The following is a 21,640-nucleotide window of genomic DNA, read 5'->3' as shown; positions in this document are numbered from 1 at the left end:
TTTAAAATTGCTACAAAAATTGGGTTTATGCAGCAATGCTTAATTAAATAAAAACAGGTAGTACCTTTAATATATCAAGGATATAGCTTGCTCAAATCTAACCGGTTTACTGAATATAAAGCCTTGGTATTTATCAATTTTTAAGCTTTGTAATAACGTTAACTGAGCTGTGTTTTCTACGCCTTCCGCTATTACTTGGCAACCAATCATATGAGACATATTAGTTACCGCAGATACGATACTTTTATCCTTTGAGCATTCACAAATATTATCAATGTAAGATTTATCTATTTTAATATAATCAACTGACAGTTCTTTTAAAACCGATATAGAAGAAAAACCAGTACCAAAGTCATCAATTGAGATACGTACACCGGTGTTTTTTATGGCCGTAATTACTTTTGACAAATACGGTAAATTTTTAATCATGACTGTTTCTGTTATTTCTAAATGGACATTGTATGGTTTAACTGCGTATCTATTTAAAAGCCCAACCAAAAATTCTAAAAAGTTATGGTTTTCTAGTTGCAACACCGACACATTAATAGACAGTCCAATATTACTATTTACTGCATTTAACTTACTTAGGCTCGCAATAGCTTGCTCAAGTACAAACTCACCTAATATATTAATTTTTCCATATCGCTCAGCAATATCTATAAACTCTGAAGGCGGAATAAATTCATCATTAAATTGCCAACGAAGTAGTACTTCAAACGTGGTTATATCGTTTGTAGTTATATCAACAATAGGTTGATAGCAAAGATGAAAATCACCTTTTTCTACACATTCTTTAATAGAGCTAAGAAGTACTTCTTCTCTTTTAAGCGATTCATGCATCCGCTCGTCAAATACCGATATTTCGTTACGGTTTTTCTTACCTTCATACATAGCCACATCAGCATATTTAATCGCGTCTTCAAGAACAAAATTCTCGCGCGTAAAATACAGCCCAACCTTAAAAGAGGGATTTACTTGATAGCAGTCCATGCTTACTGTTTTCGTTAAGGTTTTAACTAATCTAAAAACACAGTCAAAAAGTTCATCTTCGGTGTTACTACGAGAATAAAAAATAAACTCATCCCCTCCCCATCTACACGCAATAAAGTCGCCTTGGGTTTGTGTTTCAACTAATCGTTTACCTGTTTGGGCTAATACAAAGTCACCAAAATTATGGCCATATTTATCGTTGATGATTTTAAAGTCATCCATATCTAAAAATAAAACAGCTTTAATATCATCATTTTGATTGGCTAAATCAAGTTCAACATTAGAAACAAAACTTCCCCTGTTAAACAATTTAGTTAGATTGTCTTTTTGCTCTAAAAGGATTATTTGTTCAGTACGAACTTGCACTTCATTTTCTAAGTTTTCAATGAATTGATCTAACTTAAGTTCATTATTAATAGATGACTTTACATCTTTTGCACTGCGTATAGCCGTTACAAAACATAATATAAACCATAAAACGAGTCCTAAAACACCCAATACATTTTCATCTTCTATTGGCTGCAAAAGTAATAAAATACTAAATGGAACCAACAAGCAGGTTATGTACGACAGTGATGAGCGAATATCAGAAGCTAAAACATTAACACCGCCACCAGCTAGGGAGCTAAAAACAACCAGAGAGACAAATTTCTCCTGCATTCCCATGTTTTCATAAAACAAAATAGGAAAAGCAGCCCACGTTAAAGCTGTTAATAATAAACCTATAAAATACAGATGATATTTAAAAGCATGGGTGTTGTTAACAAATACATGGCTGGCTACTCGAAGTAATGAAATAAATGATAACGTAAAAAGCCAGTAAAGTTTTTCTTGCGATGCGCTGTGGTTAATACTGCTAAAAATAAGAAAACAAGAAACAACCGTGTTTATAGCAATTGCAGAACTAAAATAGGAGCTAACAAATGCTAATCGCTTATTGGCAAAGTTATTTGTGTGAGAGGTCATTAATGTTACTTGAATAGGCTGCTGCACAATGTAGACAGTTTACTTAAGTTCAATAATAAACAAAAGTGAACATTCATAAAAAAGTATTATTTTAGCCTCTTAAGCGGTTTTATAAGCCATTAAACCAAAAGGGGCTGGCAAATTGCCAACCCCTTTTATTAATACTGATTATATATTACTCATCATCAACAATTATGCGTAGCATACGACGAAGTGGCTCTGCCGCTCCCCATAAAAGCTGATCGCCTACTGTAAATGCGCTTATGTATTTTGGCCCCATCGCTAATTTACGAATACGGCCAACAGGAATGCTTAAAGTGCCTGTTACTTTAACGGGTGTTAAATCTGTTGAGCTGATTTCGCGCTCGTTAGGAATAACCTTAACCCACTCGTTATGAGACGCTAAAATTTCTTCAATTTTTTCTACGCTAATATCTTCACGTAATTTAATGGTCATCGCTTGAGAGTGGCAACGCATAGCGCCAATACGCACACATAAACCGTCAATAGGTACTGGTTGCTTAGAAGAGCCTAATATTTTATTGGCTTCTACTTGCGCTTTCCATTCTTCTTTAGACTGACCGCTTGGCATAGGTACGTCAATCCACGGGATTAAACTGCCCGCTAATGGCACACCAAATTGGTCTTGTGGTAAGTTTTTTGACGCCATCGTTTCGCTTACTATTTTATCAATTTCTAAAATAGCAGAGCTTGGGTTATCTAGTTTATCTACAACACTTGCATAAATAGCACCCATTTGTGCAATAAGCTCTTTCATATTTCGTGCACCAGCGCCCGACGCCGCTTGGTAAGTCATTGGGCTTACCCATTCAATTAGGTCTTGCTCAAATAAACCGCCTAATGCAAGTAACATTAGCGATACTGTACAGTTACCGCCCACAAAGGTTTTAACGCCCTGCTCTAAGCCTTGTTCAATTACATCTTTGTTTACAGGATCAAGCACTATTATGCTGTCCTCACTCATACGCAGTGCAGAGGCTGCATCAATCCAGTAACCATCCCAACCCGATTCACGAAGCTTAGGGTAAACCGCATTGGTGTAATCACCGCCTTGGCAAGTAACAATAATATCCATTTTAGCAAGCTCAAATACGTCACTTGCATCAAGTAATGGTTTTGCGTCACCTGCTATATCTGGGCCTAATTGACCCGCTTGTGAGGTTGTGAAAAAGGTGGTGTCGATAAGTGCAAAATCACTTTGCTGCTGCATACGTTCTAATAACACAGAGCCAACCATGCCACGCCAACCGACTAATCCTACTTTTTTCATTGTTTGTTCCACTGTTTGATTCATAAAAGATGCCTTAATACATTAAAAATTAAATTCATTGCGTGAGATTTAATTTTCATTAACGCTAAACTAACACTCGTAGACGGCTAAAACTAGTGAATAAAGTAGAACTCAAATTTTTTTCATAGTGTAAAAAATGCAAAGACAGACTGTGCTTATTTTAAACTTTAATAAAAGCTTAACCTTGTTGAAACTTATATTTACCACGCTTAATAGACACATTGAATAAAGATGTTTTGTGTAATTCTACATTCAACTAAAGGAAAAGATAATGAAGACATTCACTCTTGCTCTACTTACTTTAAGTTCAGTATCACTTAATGTATTTGCAGATACTACGCTTTCAGCAAGCACAGTAACGCTAAAAGAAAATGAAAAGGTATCCTTTGAGCGCGCAGAAATAAATATGGAACAGCAACAAGGCATATTGGTAAATACTGCAACAACCTATTACGCACCAAAGGTTTGGATAAATGGGCGCTTAAAGCTGTTTTTTGTGGGTTCTACAAATGGAAATCAATTTTGTGAAGAGCGTGGTCACAATCAAGAAATTTCTGGAAGCACAATTACCTGCGGAGAGGATGAAAGCGCCTACGGAGACTTCGATTGGTATAACCAATCATGGGGCATGAAAAGTACTGGTAGTAAAAACCAATGTTATCAGCTCTATGCAACTATCAAGTGCAAATAGAAAAAATATTGACACAAAAAAGCCCCGTTAAATAACGGGGCTAATCGGTAACTATAGTTATTATAATCCCCTTCCTTGGGCAAAGCTATGCGTTAAAATTGATACTTATACTCAACCGAAAACTCAGTTCCTTTTTCCTTAGAACGAGTTAATACTCCATCCGCTTCAATTTTTTGATCTTGGCCTAAAATATTCAACACTTTAAACTTAATGCTTGAATTGAAATCTGGGAAGTAAGTATAGTTTAAGTCTACAGAATGAAATGGCTGCTCCATCCAATCCTCTTGACCTTCAATACCCGGTATAATGATACGTTCACCAAATACATTATAAATAATTGTCGCAGCATGCTCTCCACTTGGCGCATCATAGCCTAACTGCATATTTATCACGTATTTAGAATGTCCGGTTAAACGTCTCTTTGTGTTTGTTACAGCAGCTGAAACCCCTGTTTGATCTACGATTGCTTGTCGATCTAACTTTATTTCAGAATCACTTAATGTAACGTTACCACTTAAAAAGATATGTTGGCCGATGCCACCTAAAAAAGTAAAATCTTTTAGATAGTCAAATTCAACGCCTGCTACATAACCTTCCTCAGCATTCGCTATACGTACTAATGGAGGACCATCTTGTGAAGGCGATTGCACTGATTCAATAGGGTCAGTCATATCTTTATAAAATAAACCTACTGAAAAGTTATCACCTGTATCGTAATAATTTTCCCAACGGAAATCATAGTTTTTGATCTGTGTTGTACGCAGGCCCGGTGTTCCCCCTACTGGATATTCTGTAAGTGGATCAATATATGTTGATTCTGAAATCTCACGTAAATCAGGGCGTACAACTGTTTCACCGTAGCTCAAACGATATTGGGTTTCATCATCATAAACATATGTAAATGCTAACGCACCATAAACATCATCTTCTTGAAAAGCCAAATCTGCAAGCTCCCCGTACTCAATTGATGAGTCAAGACCTCCTGTAAATGGATCTAAAGGGACAGACACTTGCCTAAAGTCTTCCCAACGAATACCTCCACTTATACGCCATTTATTATTAAAGAAAAAATCTGCTTCAAAATAATACGCATCAGTTTTTTGAGCCGACCTATAATCATCACCGGAAACAGTCGTATCATTTAAAATAGGCAAATTAAGCTGAGCATTAGCAATTACATCATCAGATAAAATGCTGTTTAATTTATTGCCATTTAAATCTACACCGCTAAAGGCGCGCGTATTAATGTCAAAACGACGATTAGACGCTGAGCGTTCTTTTGATATAAAATCAGCACCTGATTTTAATTCAATATCAACGCCATCAAGCATAATAGGGAATGTGAAGTTAAACCCGTAATTCTCTACTTCATCATTTAAATTTTGATACGTATAGCGTGCTGCCGTTGTTGCATTAGTTAAAGCGATTTCATTTTGAACATCATAATTACCATCTTCGTTTTCATCAGTAACAATAAATCGCGTTGTTAAGTTACCAGGTGCATAACGATTTGAACGACCATTAGAGTATTTCCAATCAAAGCCTGCAAAGTTTAACCAATCAAACGTATGCGTGCCTTTAATCTGGTTTACAATTAACTCACGCTCTTCGTAGCTAATATCGTAAGAACGAATGCGTTTGTTATCTGATTGATTGTTGTTCTCATCAATACCTAAACGGTCTCTAACTTTGTCTTCAGTATCGCGAAGTATCAGCGAACTAATATCAATACGATGTGACTTATCGTACTCAATACCAAAATTAAACATCCCAGAAAGCTTTACGTTATGCTCACTAGAGGTCACTTTGTCATAACCTCGCGTAAGCGCAGCAGTAGACTCCCCTAGACGGAAATCTTGCCCTTGGTATTCTTCACCTACAAAATATTTATTATCGTAACTTACAGCAGATAAAAACCCATAACGCCAATCACCTGACTCAAAGCTATTACCCAGTGTTATAGTAAATTTAGTATTTGGGTCTAAACTTGTTTCAGTTGGGTCATAATCTCTATTTAAATCAAGTGCTAATGCACGACTTTGCTCAGGTGTAACATCATCAATTGATTGACCTGATTTATAAATAGCTTTAATAGAATCGGGCATTTCACGTGTGCCATCATCAAAACCATACCAATCATCAGAACCGCCATTGTATTCAAGGCCATCATCAAAATTGTTGCTGTTGTAACCTAACTGACCTGTAACATCAAAAACAAACTGATTCGGAATACTTTTTAATCTTATATCTACATTACCACCACCAAATGAAGCAGGCATTGATGGTGAATAAGATTTTTGTACTGATAAGCTCTCGATTATACCTGCTGGAAATAAATCCAAAGGGATAACTGAACGTGTTGGATCAGGACTTGGCACAGCAGCACTATTTAATTGCGTACTCGAATAGCGCTCGCCTAAACCCCGTACATATATAAACTTACCGTCAACTAATGTAAGACCCGTTACACGGCGCAAAGCGCCCGCAGCATCGCTGTCACCACTACGGGATATTTGCTCTGCTCCCATTATATCGGCAACAAATGCTTGTTGTTTACGCTCTTCAAGTACAGCCGTTGCAGTGCCTTTTAAACGACTTGCACTAACAACAACTTCTTCGAGTACAGCTTCATCATCAACTTCAGCAGCATTAACTGACATGCTTAGGCTACATAAAATAGCGGTACTTAAAGCTGATAAACTAAAATGTTTGGAAAATTGTTTCATGTTTACCTCTATCTGATATAAAACAGAAAGTTATAAAAAGGTGTTAAACAAATTTAACACCTGTTCTTACTGTGTTATTCCAGACCTACAGTCCAACCAGCGGTCCAATCATTAGTACTTGAAACTGCACCTATATGGTCAGTAGTATCAAAGAAACTATCGATTGCCTTTACGTCTGTTGGAACTGTTGTATCTATTGTAAAAATACCATTTACAACATCAGGTTGCCCTGTTGCAACTAGATTACCTAAGGTTGTCGTCCACCAGTTTTGCGTATCAAAAGTAACGCCACTTGGGTCTTTAAAGTTTTCTGAGCAAGCAATAACCGAAGACTTAATCAATAAAGTTCCGTCGTTGGCATTATTCAATGTTTCGCTTTCAGTAAATAACGGGGTTCCAGAGTCATCTTTTGCAATACCTTCAATTTCTAAACACTCACCCATCCCTACTGGACCGGTAACAATAGTGTTATAGATTTGAGCGCCTGTGCCTTCACGGAAATACATACCTTCACTATCATCTTCACCATCAAAGGTATTACCTATGATAGTTAAGTTAGCAATAGTCGGATTTGATTTAGGTAATTTTGACGGTGATTTACCATCGTTATCTGATTCAATACCACGGTTTGCATCCGAATTATCAGCAGCTTGCTTTACAAGTACATGTTGTAATTTACCTTGGAATCCATTATCCCAGTCAATACTGTCATCTTGAATACTTGTAAGCACAACGTATTTTGCTTGAACGTTACCACCAAAAAACTCTATTCCGTCATCTGCATTTTGGTGAACCTGTAAGTATTCAACGGTTGTACCAGAGCCAACACCGCCAAAAGTAATACCGTTTATTTCATTACCTGGTGAAAGTAAGTAGCCACCATTCATTACGCGAACATAACGCAAAGTACCTGAGTTATCAGTCGTCTCTGTACCACCAAATACCGCTCCACTTTCTACGCCCTCAACTTGAAGAGCACAATCACCAGTATCTGGACATTTGTTAGACGGCGCATTACCAAGAAGCACTAAACCGCCCCATTGTCCTGCGGCTGTAGCTTCGCCAGCTACATCTTGACTAGATGTAAACGAAATAGGCTTATCTTTTGTGCCGTTAGCTTCTATTTTAGAATCACGACCAACAACTAAATAATCTTTACCGTTTCTACCATAAACGGTAACACCAGGTTCAATTGTCAAAGTAGCAGAGTCTGTTTTATCACCACCAACGAATACAGCGCCGTCAAGTGCATAAAGGTTACCAGCGGTTAGTGTTAAATCAGCTGTAATACGACCCGATATTTCACACGTTGTCGTTGTGCCATCACCTGGTGAAATTGAAGTTGTTCCTGTAGGGCAACCTGCAACGGCTTCAGGTGCGGTAACAATTCCGCCACCATAACCAAATGCCCAGCCTTCACGCCAATCATCAGAATCATTCAATGCACCCGCAAAATCAACTGTGTCGAAAAATGCATCAACGGTATTAGCAACATCCTGACCAGCACCTAACAAAGGAGAGCCGGCAATAGGCTGACCATTAACACCTAGCATAGGTTTGTCATTAATAACGTTACCAGATTGCGCCGTAAACCACCCTTCTAACGCTAAAAGTACTGAACCATCTGCACCTTTAGGGTCTTTAAAGTTTTCACCATTAGTACAAGACATAAAAGTGTTTTGCATTAATATAGTGCCATCGTTAGCATTATTTACTGTTTCGCTATCAGAAAATAATGCCGTGCCATCATCTGCCAATGCAATACCTTCAAGCTCTAAACACTCACCCATTTCATCAGAGCCTGTGATCACTGAGTTGTATAGGTGTAAACCGGTGCCTTCACGTAAGTAAATACCTTCAGCATCGTCTTCACCATTAAAGTTATTACCAATAATGGTTAAATTAGAAATCATAGGCAACGATTTTGGATCTTTAGAAGGGATTTTACCGTCGTTATCAGCTTCAATTCCTCGGTTTGCATCAGTAGAGTTTTTATCTTGCTCGACGTAAACAAACTGCATTTTTCCTTGGAAGCCATTATCCCAATCAATGCTATCATCATCGATACTTGTTAAAACAACGTGTTTTAAATTAACCGCGCCACCAAAAAATTCAACGCCATCGTCCGCATTATTATGAACTTGTAAGTAATCAACTGTTGTACCAGAGCCTACCGCACCAAATGTAATACCGTTTAACTCATTACCAACAGAAAGCTCAAAACCCGCATTTTTAACGACTACGTATTTAAGAGTACCTGAACTATCAGTGTTATCAGTACCGCCAAACACAGCACCAGACTCAACACCTTCTACTTGAAGTGCACAATCGCCTTCAGCAGGACATTTATTTGAAATACCATTGCCTAATAACACCATACCGCCCCATTGACCTGCAGCAGTTGTTTCACCTAAAACATCTTGCTTAGATGTAAAGATAATTGGGTCGTTTTTAGTTCCTGACGCTTCAATTTTTGAGTCACGACTAACAACAATGTAATCGCCTCCATTATTACCAAAGACGACAGCGCCTGGTTCAATAGTAAGCGTTGCACTTTCTGCTTTATCTTTACCAACAAAAACAGCGCCATCAAGTGCCCAAATTGCATCAGTTGAAAGTGTTGTATCTTGTGTTATAACACCAGAAAGAACCTGAACAGTAACAGAACGACCTAAGGCAGTAGATACCTCTGTTGATAAACTTTGGCTAAATGTACCGGGTAACTCTTCAGCTGTTGGTGGTGTTGGATTTGTAGGTGAAGTTGGTTGTTCAACCGTTTCTTCAACATTTAGATTTATATCACCGCCACAGCCGGCTAATGTAATTGCAGTAGCCACAAGGCTGACCTTGAATAAGTCAGATAATTTCATTGTTCACTCCGTTAAAGTATTTAATTATTTTGTTAGCGCTTTATTAAACTCAAGTCACCTTAAAGCACTTTATAATGCATTAAGGTCACTTGAGTTCTTAGCTCCGACTACCTTACGGGAGCTGTATGACAGAGCCGTTACACTTTAATAAACATAAGATGACAAAGTTATTTTCATAAATTTCAAATGGTTAATTAAAACAAAATAAAAAAACCGCCAGAAATAAATTTAAGGCGGTTTGCATAGTGCGATTATGAAATAGCTTGACGTGTATACCTGTTACCAAATAATCACGCTAGTCAAAAATTAAAGTAACGCTGTCCTAAGTGTTTCTGCATGCACTTTCTCGCGCTTTACATATTTAATCCATTGCTGCGCTAAACGCTGTGATTTTTTATGTTTTTCGGCTTGTTCAAACGCCAGGATAGATGCATCAAAATTTTGTAAATTGTATTGCGCCATCCCTAAGGCAACAAACGCATTTGATTCAAAATCAAGTGAGCCTTTATTAAGTGCTTTACGCGCTGCATCGGCTGCTTCCTCATATTGTTCAGTGTTAACATACACTTCAGCTAAGCGTTGGTCATACTTACCACTAGGTGATAAATCGGCTGCTTTTACAAAGTATTTTATTGATTTTTCGTCTTCTTTTGCTTGGATCATCGCCTCAGCTACAAAGGCATAGTTTTTAGCGTTTTGCTCTGCGATACCTTTTTCAATCGCATCGCTCATAACGTCTGCGGCTTTAAATGCTAAGCCGTTATATAAATACACTTGTGCTAATTGGCGTAAATCAGACTTTGAGGTTAAAAATTCTTGCTGATAAGCCGCTTCAATTACGGCTAACTGTTGTTTTTCTTGCCCTGTTTCACCATACATACCCGATAACTGCACCCAATACTCAGGCTTGTTATAAAGCTTTACCATGCGCTCAAGTACTTCAACAACTTTGTCAGTTTGATTGAGTGAGTAGTACATGGCACGCTGAAGTACTAACCAATTCTCTTTAGGCGTTTTACCTTCACTGTCACTTAGTGAAATAACCTGAGTAATATACTCAAGCCCTTTTTGGTAATCCTTTAACTGGTAATACGTTTGTGCTCTTAATAAATAGTAACCTTCTGTTTTAGGTTTAGTATTTATTGCATCCCAGTTATCTAAAAACGCAATTACCTTCTTATAGTCACTATTAGCCATAGCTAGTTGCGCTAAACTAAATGTAGTACTTAAACGAAGCGACTCAGGAATAGCCTCCTCTGCTACGACCTTTTCAAACGAAGCTATTGCTTTTGGTAAATCGTTTTCGTTGTAATAAATAAAGCCATAAAAGTTATGCATCATCGCAATTTCGTACGAGTTCATACTTGATGCACGTTCTTGAATGCTATCAAGCGCCTCAAGGCCTGCTTTAACATCGCCATCGTCAGCCAGTTTTTGTGCACGTGCAAGCTGGCTGTAAACCTTTTCGCGAAGCGCTGGTACACGTTTAGTTTTTTGTTCTGACTCTGCATGTGCCGTAGCTACATTTAGCCCTGGTATCAGGCTTAAAGCACTTGGAGTTACAATGCTTGTACTTACTGCAGCGGTACAAAATAAAGTCACTTTCAAAAGTTTAGCCGTAGGGTTTAATTTCATAACTGATTTAATAAATGGTTTCATAATCGCCTCGCATTTCCGTCCGTTTACTCGTGGTTAATTACTAAATTAACCGCTAATTTGGAAAGATATTTTGTTCTGAACACCCGCTACTTCAACGGCTTCACCGCTTACTACACGTGGTTTATATTTAAATTTAAGTGCTGCATCCATCGCGGCTCTATCAAAGAGTGACTCAGGCTCTGCTTTTACTACTTGTGGGTCGCGCACTGTACCTTGCTTAGTTACTGTAAATTCAACAATAACGTAGCCTTCGATACCACGTGATAATGCACGGCGCGGATACACTGGGGCCACTTTTACAATCGGTAAATATTCACCATCACTTGTCTCTAGTGCTAAACCGCCCGCTAAATTTACATCAGCATCTACATTGGCAGCAAAATCAAAGTTATTAGCATTTGCTGTCGCATCGCTACTTTGCATTTGCGGCGACTCCATAGGCGGTGGCGGCTCTTTTGGTGTTGGTGGTTTTTGAGGTTTACGCTCTTTTTTTTGTACGGTTTCTTCTTTTTTCAAGCGAACAAAATCAAGTACGTTACCCTTTACCGGGTCTGTCATAGCGCCTTCACCACCAGTAATAAGTGCCTGCATGCCTAAAAACAGCATAAAGGTCACTACACCGGCTATCACTAATGCAACTAAATATCGCAACATAACTAGCCCTTACGACGCATCTTGTGCGGCAATTGATACATCAAATGCACCCGCCGCGCGCGAGGCATCCATTACCTTAATTAACATCTCGGTAGTCGCTTTTTTATCCGCTTGAATAACAACGCTACCTTGTGGATTCTCGGCTTTTAAACGCTCGATATTTGCTTGTACTGCGCGTACATCAATTTGACGTTTATTAATCCAAATTTCACCTGTATCAGAAATCGCTACCAGGATATTAGCACGCTCTTTTTTAACCGCTGTTGCGGCTTCAGGGCGGTTAACATCAATACCGGCTTCTTTAACAAAAGAGGCAGTTACAATAAAGAAAATAAGCATGATAAATACAACGTCTAGCATTGGGGTCATGTTTATTTCCTCAGCTTCGTCTTCTTGAAATAGGTTTCCTAACGGGGCTCTCATTTTTATTCTCCTAGGATGAGCGACTTTATATAAGCCGCTTATCAAAATTTTGCTTAATGGTCTAAAACCATAGTGTCTTGTAGTAGTTCTACTTCGCGCTTAGCTTTTCGTTGTAAATACGTTGAGGCAAATACCCCCGATAACGCACCAACCATGCCTGCCATTGTCGGGATAGTTGCTTTAGATACCCCTGATGCCATTGAGCGCGCACTGCCTGTACCTGTTATTGCCATCACATCAAACACTTCAATCATGCCCGTTACAGTCCCTAACAAACCAAGTAGTGGGCATAAAGCAACCATTACATTAATCAAAGAGAGGTTAGTGTTTAAGCGCATACCTGCTCGCGATATTATTGCTTCGCGTATTTGCTCGGCGTTCCAACTATTACGTTCTGCGCGGTTAATCCAATCGGTTTTCACACCCTGTTTATAGCTTCGAAAACCGTTGAAAAAATAAATAAATCGCTCGAGTATCAATAACCACATCGCGAAGATTAACACCCCGATGACCAAGAGAACCTGGCCACCAGTGTCGAGAAAATCACGGATAGCATTGATTGAATCAATCAATAGCACCATGGTTTATGCTCCCTTCTCGCTACGCTCTGCGATAATACCGGCGCTCTGCTCTTGAATAGTTAACAAAATATTTTTAGCGCGCGTATTAAGTAAGGTGTATAAAAATACCGTCGGAATTGCCACAACTAAGCCCAATACCGTTGTTACTAGTGCTTGAGAAATACCACCCGCCATAAGCTTAGGATCCCCAGTTCCAAACAAGGTGATTGCTTGGAATGTATTGATCATGCCGGTTACCGTACCCAATAAACCAAGTAGCGGTGCAACAACAGAGATGATTTTGATAAGTGTTAAATTACGTGTCACTTTTGGCATTTCACGTAAAATAGCTTCACTTAATTTAAGCTCAAGTGTGTCGTGTGAAACACTTGGAAATTGATCTTTTACTTTCATCACACGTCCAAGCGGATTGTCATCACGTGCAACACTATCTTTAAGCTGGCGGCGAATTTTACCGCCCATAATCAATAATGAGAAAAAACGCTCTAGTGATATAAGAAGTGCAATAACACCCACGCCTAAAATCACATAACCAACGGTCCCACCTTGATGAACACGCTCTTGCGTATCGGGTGCTTGAACTAATAAACCAAGAATTGAGCCGCCTGTTGGGTCAAGTGCAAATCGCACTACACCACTTTTAGTAGTTTGTAGCTCTTCGGCTGTTGCAGTAAAGCGCGATACAGGTTGGCGTGTTAATTCACTCAAAGAATTAGTCGATGGATTAAATTCTAAGTATTTACCGTTTGATATAAGGTTAAATGCACCCACTCGCACAACTTCTTGCTGTGCTTTAGTGCCACCTTCAACAATAACGCTTGCGTTAAAGCGGCTTACCTTGCCTTGCTCGGTCATTTCTCGTTGTAGTTCAAACCATACTTTTTCAATATCTTCTATTGAAGCAAGTTTTGACGTTGAACCCATTTTTTGAGCAAGTTCATCCATAAACCTACTGCGCCCGTCTATTTGAGCCGACACAATCGATGTCGCAAATTTATTACTAGAATCACCCGCTACTTGCTGTAACACACCAAATAACTCTTTTAGCGAGCCCATACGTTTAGAAAGCGTGTCTGTTAGGTTAGCTAGTTTTACTTCGTTTTCTTCAAACTGTGTTTCTAAACGCTCAGATCCCACCAACATTTGATTACGCTTAGCTTGGGTATTTTTAAGCATTTGTACTTGTTCGTTTTGACGAGCCGCAAACTCTTGTTCACGTTGCTTGTTTTGCTCGCTTTGTGCTGATTTACCATTTTCGAGCGTTTTAAGTAATGAATCTAGGTTCATTGGCTCTGCCGCTATACTTGCACCAGTAATGCTTAGGCTTGCAGCAAAAAGAGCTATTTTTGTCATTTGAGTAAACAATTTCATTTTCAACCTCTTATTCTGCTGCATGTACTGGCAGAGTTAACATATCTGGGGCTAGTTGCTTACGTGCAATACGTAAGCCTTTATTTATTTGGCTTATTGTAGAATCTGGTAATGCTTCAAACGATTTTGTATCTGCATTCCAACTACCGGCTTTTTTGCCATCACGTGTTAAATAAATAAGCTCTAAACGGCCAATGCGTAAAAAGTCGACTTCACGCTCTTTATCATCCACATTTAAAAGTGCGGTATAAGCTTCGATAGTGCGTCCGTAGTCAACTTCAACTTGGTAGGCTTCAAGCACACGGCGAAACTTTTCGCTTGAGTTGATATCTGCACGATTCATCATTTCATTTAAAGACGTAACGCGCTTAGTGCGCTCATCAGATAAAAATGGAATGTCTAAAGATACAAACTGCTCAAGGCCTGTGATCATGCGCAGCATTAGCGGAGTAATTTGACGTTCAATAATAGAAACCTGATCCATTGACAGGTTTAAAGATTCCATCTCTTCTATTTGATTATTTAACTGTTTAGTTAGCTGAGCGTTGTAAACAGCTAAACCGTCAATTTCTTTATTGAGGGTTTTAAATTGCTGTAAACGTCCTTGCATTGAATCTGCAATCTTGTCTATTTTTGTTTGTGATTGCGCAGCTGATTTATTAATTTCACTGCTTTTATCAATAACCTTATCTAAATCGTTTGCGTGTACTGCTGCACTTGCGGCCACAATACCAGCTAAGATTAATGGTTTAACGCCTTTCATCGCATACACCTTTACTCGTTAGTTAGCGGATTTGCTAGTTTGTTTTTTAAAGCCATAAATTAAGTTATATAAATAATTTATGACTTAATAATTTCAATGAGCAGAAGTTTATAGATGAAACATGACAAGGATGTTGCGCAAAAAAGTCGCTTTTATGACAGTGGTAATAATTAAGACTTACGAGGGGATTTTAACGGTAATAAGGGTACTTACTAATCAAATACCCTTTATTGAGAAGATGAAAGAAGGTGACTAGGGCGTGTTGATCTTTGTGGATTGAAATTTGTTCAATCTAGGGGCGATTAAATCGCGGCGCGAGGTTTGTAACCTAGTGGGCTAAGTAAAAACCGAGTAACAAAGAGTTAATCGTCCCTAGAAAGAACCCAAAGGGCAGCGCATGTTTGGTATTTATGCTGCGTTATCGCCTATTCATGGGGAATAACCACACTAAATAGGCTCCGCCTTGCCTAAAAACCAAACATACTGCTGCAAATTCACCCACCAAAGATCAACACGCCCTAGTTTAAAATTGAATTAATTTGATCAAAAGAGTATTGCCAATCGGTGTAATTTATTTCAATTGGGTATGCTTTATTACCTTTAATAAGCACGAGCGAGGGAAAACCTTGGATTGGTAATGTGCGAACAAAGGATAACTCTGCTTTGAGCTCCTCATTAAGTTCGCTTGACGTTAACGCCGCAGTAAACTCACCTTTATCTAAACCAATATTTTCAGCCAAACTAATTAATGTGCTTTCATCAGACGGGTTTTGCGCGTTTAGGTAGTAAGCATGTTGAATTGCAGCGACCATGTCGGCTTCTTTATTCGCTTTGCGCGCTATAAGTGCAGCTCTGCATGAAGGATACGTTGAGCGCCTTGGCTGGCAGTTACGCCAAAAGTCATAATTAAACTGCGTACCCAACTGCGCTGAAATTTTATGCCAAGTACCTTCAAGCATCTCTTTCATATTTTGTGGCATTGGTTCTTGGCTATCAGGTGCTAATCCACCTACTTTATATTCAATTGCTACTTTACCAGCAAGCTCTGATTTTAGCTTAAGCCAGGTTGGTGAGAAGCCCCAACACCAACTACACATTGGATCATGAACATATATTAATTTACTTTGAGACATATTAATCCTTCAGTTAGAAATTGGGCTTGAGACTACTCTATTACGCCCCGCTGCCTTTGCACTATAAAGAGCTTCATCAGCTTGTTTTAACGAATCATCATAATCAGTTACTTTATTTACTTGTGAAATACCAATACTACAGGTGATTGAAATACGCTGCTTGTCATCAGTAAATATAACGTGCCCTGCAACAGCCTCTCGAAATTTGTTTGCTATTACAGTGGCTGTAGGAACAGTAACCTGCGGTAAAATAACAACAAACTCCTCACCGCCATAACGGGCCTTTAACGCAGTTGCCAAAAACTGAGATTCCAAAAGCTTGGTAAACTCAATCAATACCGTATCACCAAAGTCGTGACCATGCGTATCGTTTAAAAATTTGAAGTTATCTAAATCTATTAATAAAATTGAAAAAGGTAAGTACTGCTCTGGACGTGTTTGGGCAAGCTTTAAAAAATGAGAGGTAATGAAACGTCTATTTGCTATGCCTGTGAGGGGGTCGGTATAAGCATCTTGTTTTTGCTCTAGCGTAATATCAGCAATAGCCTGATGGCTTTTATATCTAAAGTATTCACCAATAAATGAGAATAAAAACACCATAGAAAAGGACGCTATAAATCGTGTTTTTTCTATATCGCCATAGCTAACTTGACCAAAATTAGGGCCGTATAAAATAACAATACAAGAAAACAGTAAAGTAAAACCTAACCAAGCACCTAATCTGACCCCTAAAGATGCAAACGTCACTACAGGATAAAACATTAGCCAATATAGCGCGGTGTTGTCTTTACCACCGGTATAAACAAGTGCAACAAACATCATGCACACAATGCTCATACTTATTAATGCCACAACTTGCAGGTTACCCGTTTTTATAAAGTAGATAGAACAGCTTATATTTGTAATGTTAACGATAATTAATGAAGTGGTGAGTATCGGTGAGTAAACCTTATAATTCAAAAACACTAATAGTGCGATCACCACAATTGATATCCCAATCATGGTAAATAAAGAAAACGCTTTGCGCTGTTTGTCTGAGCTATAAACACTGTCGATATTTATTAGACTGAGCCAATTTGGTTTATTCACATTTTTTTTAGTCATTAATTTTATACTTTAAACTTTTGAACCATATTTTCCAAGGCACTAAACTGTTGTTTTAGTTTGGTACATTCGTTAAGCGTGTCATTTAAGTTAGCCTTGCCTTGTATAGAAAGTGCATTAATTGTTTGAATATCGGTATCTAATAACTTAACTACTTGATTTTGCTCGTCGGTTGCACTGGCCACAGAATGATTAGCATCATTAATTTGTTTAATAGCCTGTATAACATGGCTCATTAAATTGCCGACTGCATCTGCTTGCTGCACGCTTTTTTCACTGTCTTGTAGGCTTGTTTTCATAAGCTCTACAGCAAGATTTGAGCCTTTTTGTAGTTGGCTCACGGTGTCTTCAATTTCTTGCGTTGATTGTTGAGTGCGGTGTGCTAACTGGCGTACTTCATCTGCTACAACGGCAAAACCGCGTCCAGCTTCTCCTGCTCTAGCAGCTTCTATTGCAGCATTGAGTGCCAATAAATTAGTTTGCTCGCTTACACCTTTAATAACTTCAAGCACTTGCCCAATACTGGCTGTGTGTGTATTTAAACTATTTATAGTTTGCTGAGCTTTCTCCATATTAGCCGAGAGCTGGTGGATGGTTGCAACACTGTGACTTAATGCTTCTTGATTTTGTGTTGAGTGCTCATCTGCATTTTTAGCAAGCTGCGATGCACTCTCTGCATTATTTGAAATATCCATGGATGTGGCTGAAAACTGATTAATCGCCGCTGCAACACTATCGGTACGTTTACTTTGGTCGTCATACATAGACAATGATGAATGTGTTTGTGATACCAAGCTCTCAATAGCACTATCTAATTGCTCTGTAGTGCTTTTTACATGCTCTATTGAGTGTTGAATCTTTTCGATGAAAATATTAAATGAATGACTCAAGTCGCCAAATTCATCATCATTTTCAACGGTTAAGCGCCTTGTTAAATCGCCTTCACCTTGTGCTATATCTTTAATGGCATCGTTTAAACGGTTCATAGGCTGCATTAAATAGCGTAATAAAAGCTGCATCATAATAATGATAGTAATGATCCCTATTACCATAAAAACAGCCGCAGTTTGACCAAAAGTCGATACACTGGCATATGCTTTATTTTTATCTATAACAACACCTAAGTACCAATCTACGTTTTCAATACCGCTAATTTTAGTAAACGAGATAAGCTTAGACTCTCCGTTTATCTCGTATTGGGTAAACTCACTTTGCAAAGGTGTATTAGTACCAAAAATATCTGATGTATTTTTTAAGTTTAACTTAGTATTAGGATGGCTTAACACTTGACCTTTGTTATCGAGTAAAAAGCCATAGCCAAGCCCTAAAAAATCAATATCGTTAATAATTTTAGTCACGGTTTGCATATCAATATCGGCACCTGCAACGCCGCTAAACTGCCCATTTTGTAACATAGGTACTACCGCTGAAATTGTAAGCTCATTAGTTGTTACATCTATGTAAGGAGTCGTAAAAGCAGTATTAGATTTGTTTTCAACTAATTTATACCAAGGACGAGAAGTCGCATCAAAGTCAGCAGGTAAAACGACTGATTGATCGTTTAATATAAACGTGCCGCTGGATTTACCTATGTAAGTATTTTTAAAGCTTCCGGCAAGCTCTGCAGTATTTAATTGTGAAAGGGTGAGGGCTTTAGAATCATTAGCTTTATGGGTTTTAGCAATTGATATAACAATCGCCAGCTTTGCATTTAACCAACTCGCTATATTTTGCGACACAGATTCGGAATTTTGTTGTAATACTAGGCTTAACTGCTGCTCGGTTTGCTTACGCATGGCAATATAGTTATTAAAAGTAAATAACCCTAGTACCAAAACCAAAATTAAAGAGGCTGCAATAGTCACTTTGGAAGTAAATTTTAACGAGTTAAGCATATAAGCCCTTTTATTATTTTTTCGTTATTATCCATACAGTTTTAGCAAAAATTTAGCTAAATGTCTTAATAAATAAGGCTTGCGACTAGATTATTAGATAAAATAAGGATAAAGGATTAAAAAAAAGGCTTTAGGGGGTAACTGACTAATAGTGAAATAGATTATGACTAGTATTGATTTATTTTGGAACGTTCCTGCGAAATGTAGCTTTATAAGTGACTGAATACGTATTCAGTCACTATTTTATAGTCTGTTATTTCCACTTATTTGCTAAGCGAACAACATTTAATCCGTACCATGCAATAAATACATAACATAGCATTGGAACAAAAAAGCTTTGCTGTATATTTACTGTATCCGCTATAAACCCTTGCAGTAATGGTACAAGTGCACCACCTACAATAGCTAAGCATAACCAACCAGAGCCTTTACTGGTCAACGATCCTAGTCGCTCGATAGCAACCGAGAATATAGTCGGAAACATAATTGAGTTAAATAAACCAATTGCCAATACAGAATATAAAGCGACGTCACCTTGAGTAAAAATAGTGATCAGTAAGAGTGCGATAATACTAAATGCATTAAACGCGATGGCTTTTGAAGGTGCTATTTTTTGTAATAACACAGAACCAATAAAGCGTCCTACCATTGCCCCGCCCCAGTAATAACTAATAAGCGCTGCTGCAGTGTGCTCTTCAAGTCCTGCTATGTGTGCCTCACCAAAGTAATTAACTAAAAAGCTACCAATGGCTACCTCCCCGCCTACATAACAAAATATAGCAAGTACACCCATAGTTAAGTGAGGTGCTTGAGTTAACGAACGAGACTCGATTGCTGTATTATTTTCTTCTTTATGGGCTTCAATTTCTGGAAGCTTTATAAAGGCAAATATAATAGCGATAAGTAATAAGGCACCAGCCAGCATTAAGTAAGGCACTTTTACAGACTCAGCAGTTGCTGCAGAAGCCGCTAATGTACCTGCGGTTCCAAAAAATAGTATGCCACCAACGTACGGACCAACTGTAGTGCCGAGTGCATTAAGAGCTTGTGCTAAATTTAACCGAGACGAAGCTGTTTTTTCGCTCCCAAGAGCTGCAACATAAGGATTTGCAGAAACCTGAAGCACCGTTACACCAGCGGCAAGTACAAATAAAGCGCTCAAAAATAGCCAATATTCATGTACTACAACAGCAGGATAAAACAACATGCACCCAATTGAAGCCACAATTAAACCAGTTAAAATCCCTTTTTTGTAACCAAACTGCTTAACTAAAATCCCCGCAGGGATAGAAACAATAAAATAAGCACCAAAAAAGCAAAACTGTACTAGCATCGCTTCAAAAAAGCTTAAATCAAATACGCCTTTTAATCGTGGTATTAGTACATCGTTTAAAACAGTAATAAAACCCCATAAAAAAAATAGGGTCGTCATTGCAGTCAGTGGAAACAGATAATTTTTATTTGGCTGTTCGTTGACCGCGAATGATTGATTTGTATTTATTTCACTCACGTCGTTTTCACTCCATTAACAAGTTGAAAACGATTCTACATGTTTATATATAAATTAGTCGGCGCAACAAAGGAACGTTCCAATTTATGGTTTGCATTGAGTATTTGTCGTATTGATAATACGGTCTATTTCGCCACTATTATGAAACTGATAAAGCCCTTCATTTATGTCCTCTAAGACTAAAAGCCATTTAGGTGTAAGCTTACTAATAGCAAAATATAAAGGGTTGTATTGCAGAGGAATGCTTTCTTGTTCAATGGAAGAAAGCAAAGATTGTTTTTCAGGTTTCGTTAAAGAAGAGTACGTAACAGAGAATTTAAGAACTTGAGGATCGCCTATAATCAAATCAACACGTTTAGCAACCAGAAGCTGAACAAGCTGTAAATCATCAACAGAGGTGATAACTTCAAACTCAGTATTATCCATCATGGCATCAAACTCAGGCGTATTTTGATACCCACGAACAACACCAATCTTTTGCCCTTTAAGCGATTTTAAGTTTCCAGTGAAACGGTCTGTATCGCCTTTCCTTTTTAAAAATGCAATTTCGCCACCTTTAAACGAATTAGATAAACCGAGCAATTCTCGACGTGTTTTACCAGTAACATAATCAGAGGGGGCTGTATCTTCTATAAAGTATTCAGGCATTAATATATCAGCTTTGCCTAGCTCTACATTTCTAACAGCTCTTGCCCAAGGCAAAAATTCAATATATACGCTGTAGCCCTTACTATTTAACAAGGCAATTGAAAATTGATAAACCCAGCCTTTATTACATAAATTATTACCAATATAAGGAGGCCAATCGAGTGTGGCTAAATGGAGTGTTTGTTTGGGGTTTTTCGCTTCATAGAGCACTCCTGATTTGTGATAATGCCCATTTAAAACATATTGAATACCATTTTGATAATATTCAACTGACGTTTCTGCAAAACAATTACTACTTGTCAGTAATAATATAAAATAAAACCAGCGCATGTAAAAATCTATTG

At 38.1% G+C, this 21,640-nt stretch carries 16 protein-coding genes; 1 reads left to right on the top strand and 15 read right to left on the bottom strand.

The window, feature by feature from the left end; translation table 11 throughout:
- Positions 1-66: 66 nt before the first annotated feature.
- Together PX700_RS05105 and asd are read right to left on the bottom strand one after the other, a co-directional pair.
- Complete coding sequence (locus tag PX700_RS05105) at positions 67-1,956, bottom strand: putative bifunctional diguanylate cyclase/phosphodiesterase (RefSeq protein WP_415636961.1); 1,890 nt, start codon at positions 1,954-1,956, stop codon at positions 67-69.
- Positions 1,957-2,131: 175 nt separating this feature from the next.
- A complete protein-coding gene (asd, locus tag PX700_RS05100) occupies positions 2,132-3,271 on the bottom strand; it encodes an aspartate-semialdehyde dehydrogenase (RefSeq protein ID WP_479520042.1) in 1,140 nt (379 codons plus the stop codon).
- Positions 3,272-3,539: 268 nt separating this feature from the next.
- On the opposite strand from asd, the gene PX700_RS05095 reads away from it, so the two are divergent.
- A complete protein-coding gene (locus PX700_RS05095; RefSeq protein WP_479520041.1) occupies positions 3,540-3,959 on the top strand; it encodes a hypothetical protein in 420 nt (139 codons plus the stop codon).
- Between the two features lie 92 nt (positions 3,960-4,051).
- Here PX700_RS05095 and PX700_RS05090 read toward each other — a convergent pair whose 3' ends face one another.
- The 13 genes from PX700_RS05090 to PX700_RS05030 all read right to left on the bottom strand — a co-directional run bounded on the left by PX700_RS05090 (position 4,052) and on the right by PX700_RS05030 (position 21,626).
- Positions 4,052-6,685, bottom strand: coding sequence for a TonB-dependent receptor domain-containing protein (locus PX700_RS05090; protein WP_479520040.1), 2,634 nt, complete (start codon positions 6,683-6,685; stop codon positions 4,052-4,054).
- A 74-nt stretch (positions 6,686-6,759) separates the two neighbouring features.
- On the bottom strand, positions 6,760-9,555 hold the full coding sequence (locus PX700_RS05085) for a hypothetical protein (protein WP_479520039.1): 2,796 nt from the start codon (positions 9,553-9,555) through the stop codon (positions 6,760-6,762).
- A 306-nt stretch (positions 9,556-9,861) separates the two neighbouring features.
- Positions 9,862-11,190 (bottom strand): tetratricopeptide repeat protein, encoded by a 1,329-nt coding sequence (locus tag PX700_RS05080; protein ID WP_479520249.1) that lies wholly within the window; start codon positions 11,188-11,190, stop codon positions 9,862-9,864.
- A gap of 69 nt (positions 11,191-11,259) precedes the next feature.
- Positions 11,260-11,865 carry an energy transducer TonB gene (locus PX700_RS05075; RefSeq protein ID WP_479520248.1) on the bottom strand — a complete coding sequence of 202 codons (606 nt, stop codon included), beginning with the start codon at positions 11,863-11,865 and terminating at the stop codon, positions 11,260-11,262.
- Between the two features lie 12 nt (positions 11,866-11,877).
- Positions 11,878-12,291 (bottom strand): ExbD/TolR family protein, encoded by a 414-nt coding sequence (locus PX700_RS05070; protein ID WP_004334764.1) that lies wholly within the window; start codon positions 12,289-12,291, stop codon positions 11,878-11,880.
- A gap of 53 nt (positions 12,292-12,344) precedes the next feature.
- Positions 12,345-12,872, bottom strand: coding sequence for a MotA/TolQ/ExbB proton channel family protein (locus tag PX700_RS05065; protein ID WP_197238434.1), 528 nt, complete (start codon positions 12,870-12,872; stop codon positions 12,345-12,347).
- Positions 12,873-12,875: 3 nt separating this feature from the next.
- Entirely contained in the window at positions 12,876-14,243 is a 1,368-nt protein-coding gene (locus PX700_RS05060) for a MotA/TolQ/ExbB proton channel family protein (protein WP_479520038.1), read from the bottom strand.
- 10 nt (positions 14,244-14,253) lie between these two features.
- Positions 14,254-15,006 carry a DUF3450 domain-containing protein gene (locus tag PX700_RS05055; protein WP_479520037.1) on the bottom strand — a complete coding sequence of 251 codons (753 nt, stop codon included), beginning with the start codon at positions 15,004-15,006 and terminating at the stop codon, positions 14,254-14,256.
- A 518-nt stretch (positions 15,007-15,524) separates the two neighbouring features.
- On the bottom strand, positions 15,525-16,139 hold the full coding sequence (locus PX700_RS05050) for a DsbA family protein (protein WP_479520036.1): 615 nt from the start codon (positions 16,137-16,139) through the stop codon (positions 15,525-15,527).
- A gap of 9 nt (positions 16,140-16,148) precedes the next feature.
- Entirely contained in the window at positions 16,149-17,243 is a 1,095-nt protein-coding gene (locus tag PX700_RS05045; RefSeq protein ID WP_479520035.1) for a GGDEF domain-containing protein, read from the bottom strand.
- Between the two features lie 5 nt (positions 17,244-17,248).
- Entirely contained in the window at positions 17,249-19,138 is a 1,890-nt protein-coding gene (locus PX700_RS05040) for a methyl-accepting chemotaxis protein (protein ID WP_415636970.1), read from the bottom strand.
- Between the two features lie 253 nt (positions 19,139-19,391).
- On the bottom strand, positions 19,392-20,648 hold the full coding sequence (locus PX700_RS05035; protein WP_415636971.1) for a sugar MFS transporter: 1,257 nt from the start codon (positions 20,646-20,648) through the stop codon (positions 19,392-19,394).
- A gap of 84 nt (positions 20,649-20,732) precedes the next feature.
- Entirely contained in the window at positions 20,733-21,626 is an 894-nt protein-coding gene (locus tag PX700_RS05030; RefSeq protein ID WP_479520034.1) for a substrate-binding periplasmic protein, read from the bottom strand.
- Positions 21,627-21,640: the final 14 nt, after the last annotated feature.

It is taken from the genome of Pseudoalteromonas sp. TP27 (assembly GCF_056470645.1).
This window is presented reverse-complemented; position numbering and strand designations above follow the sequence as displayed.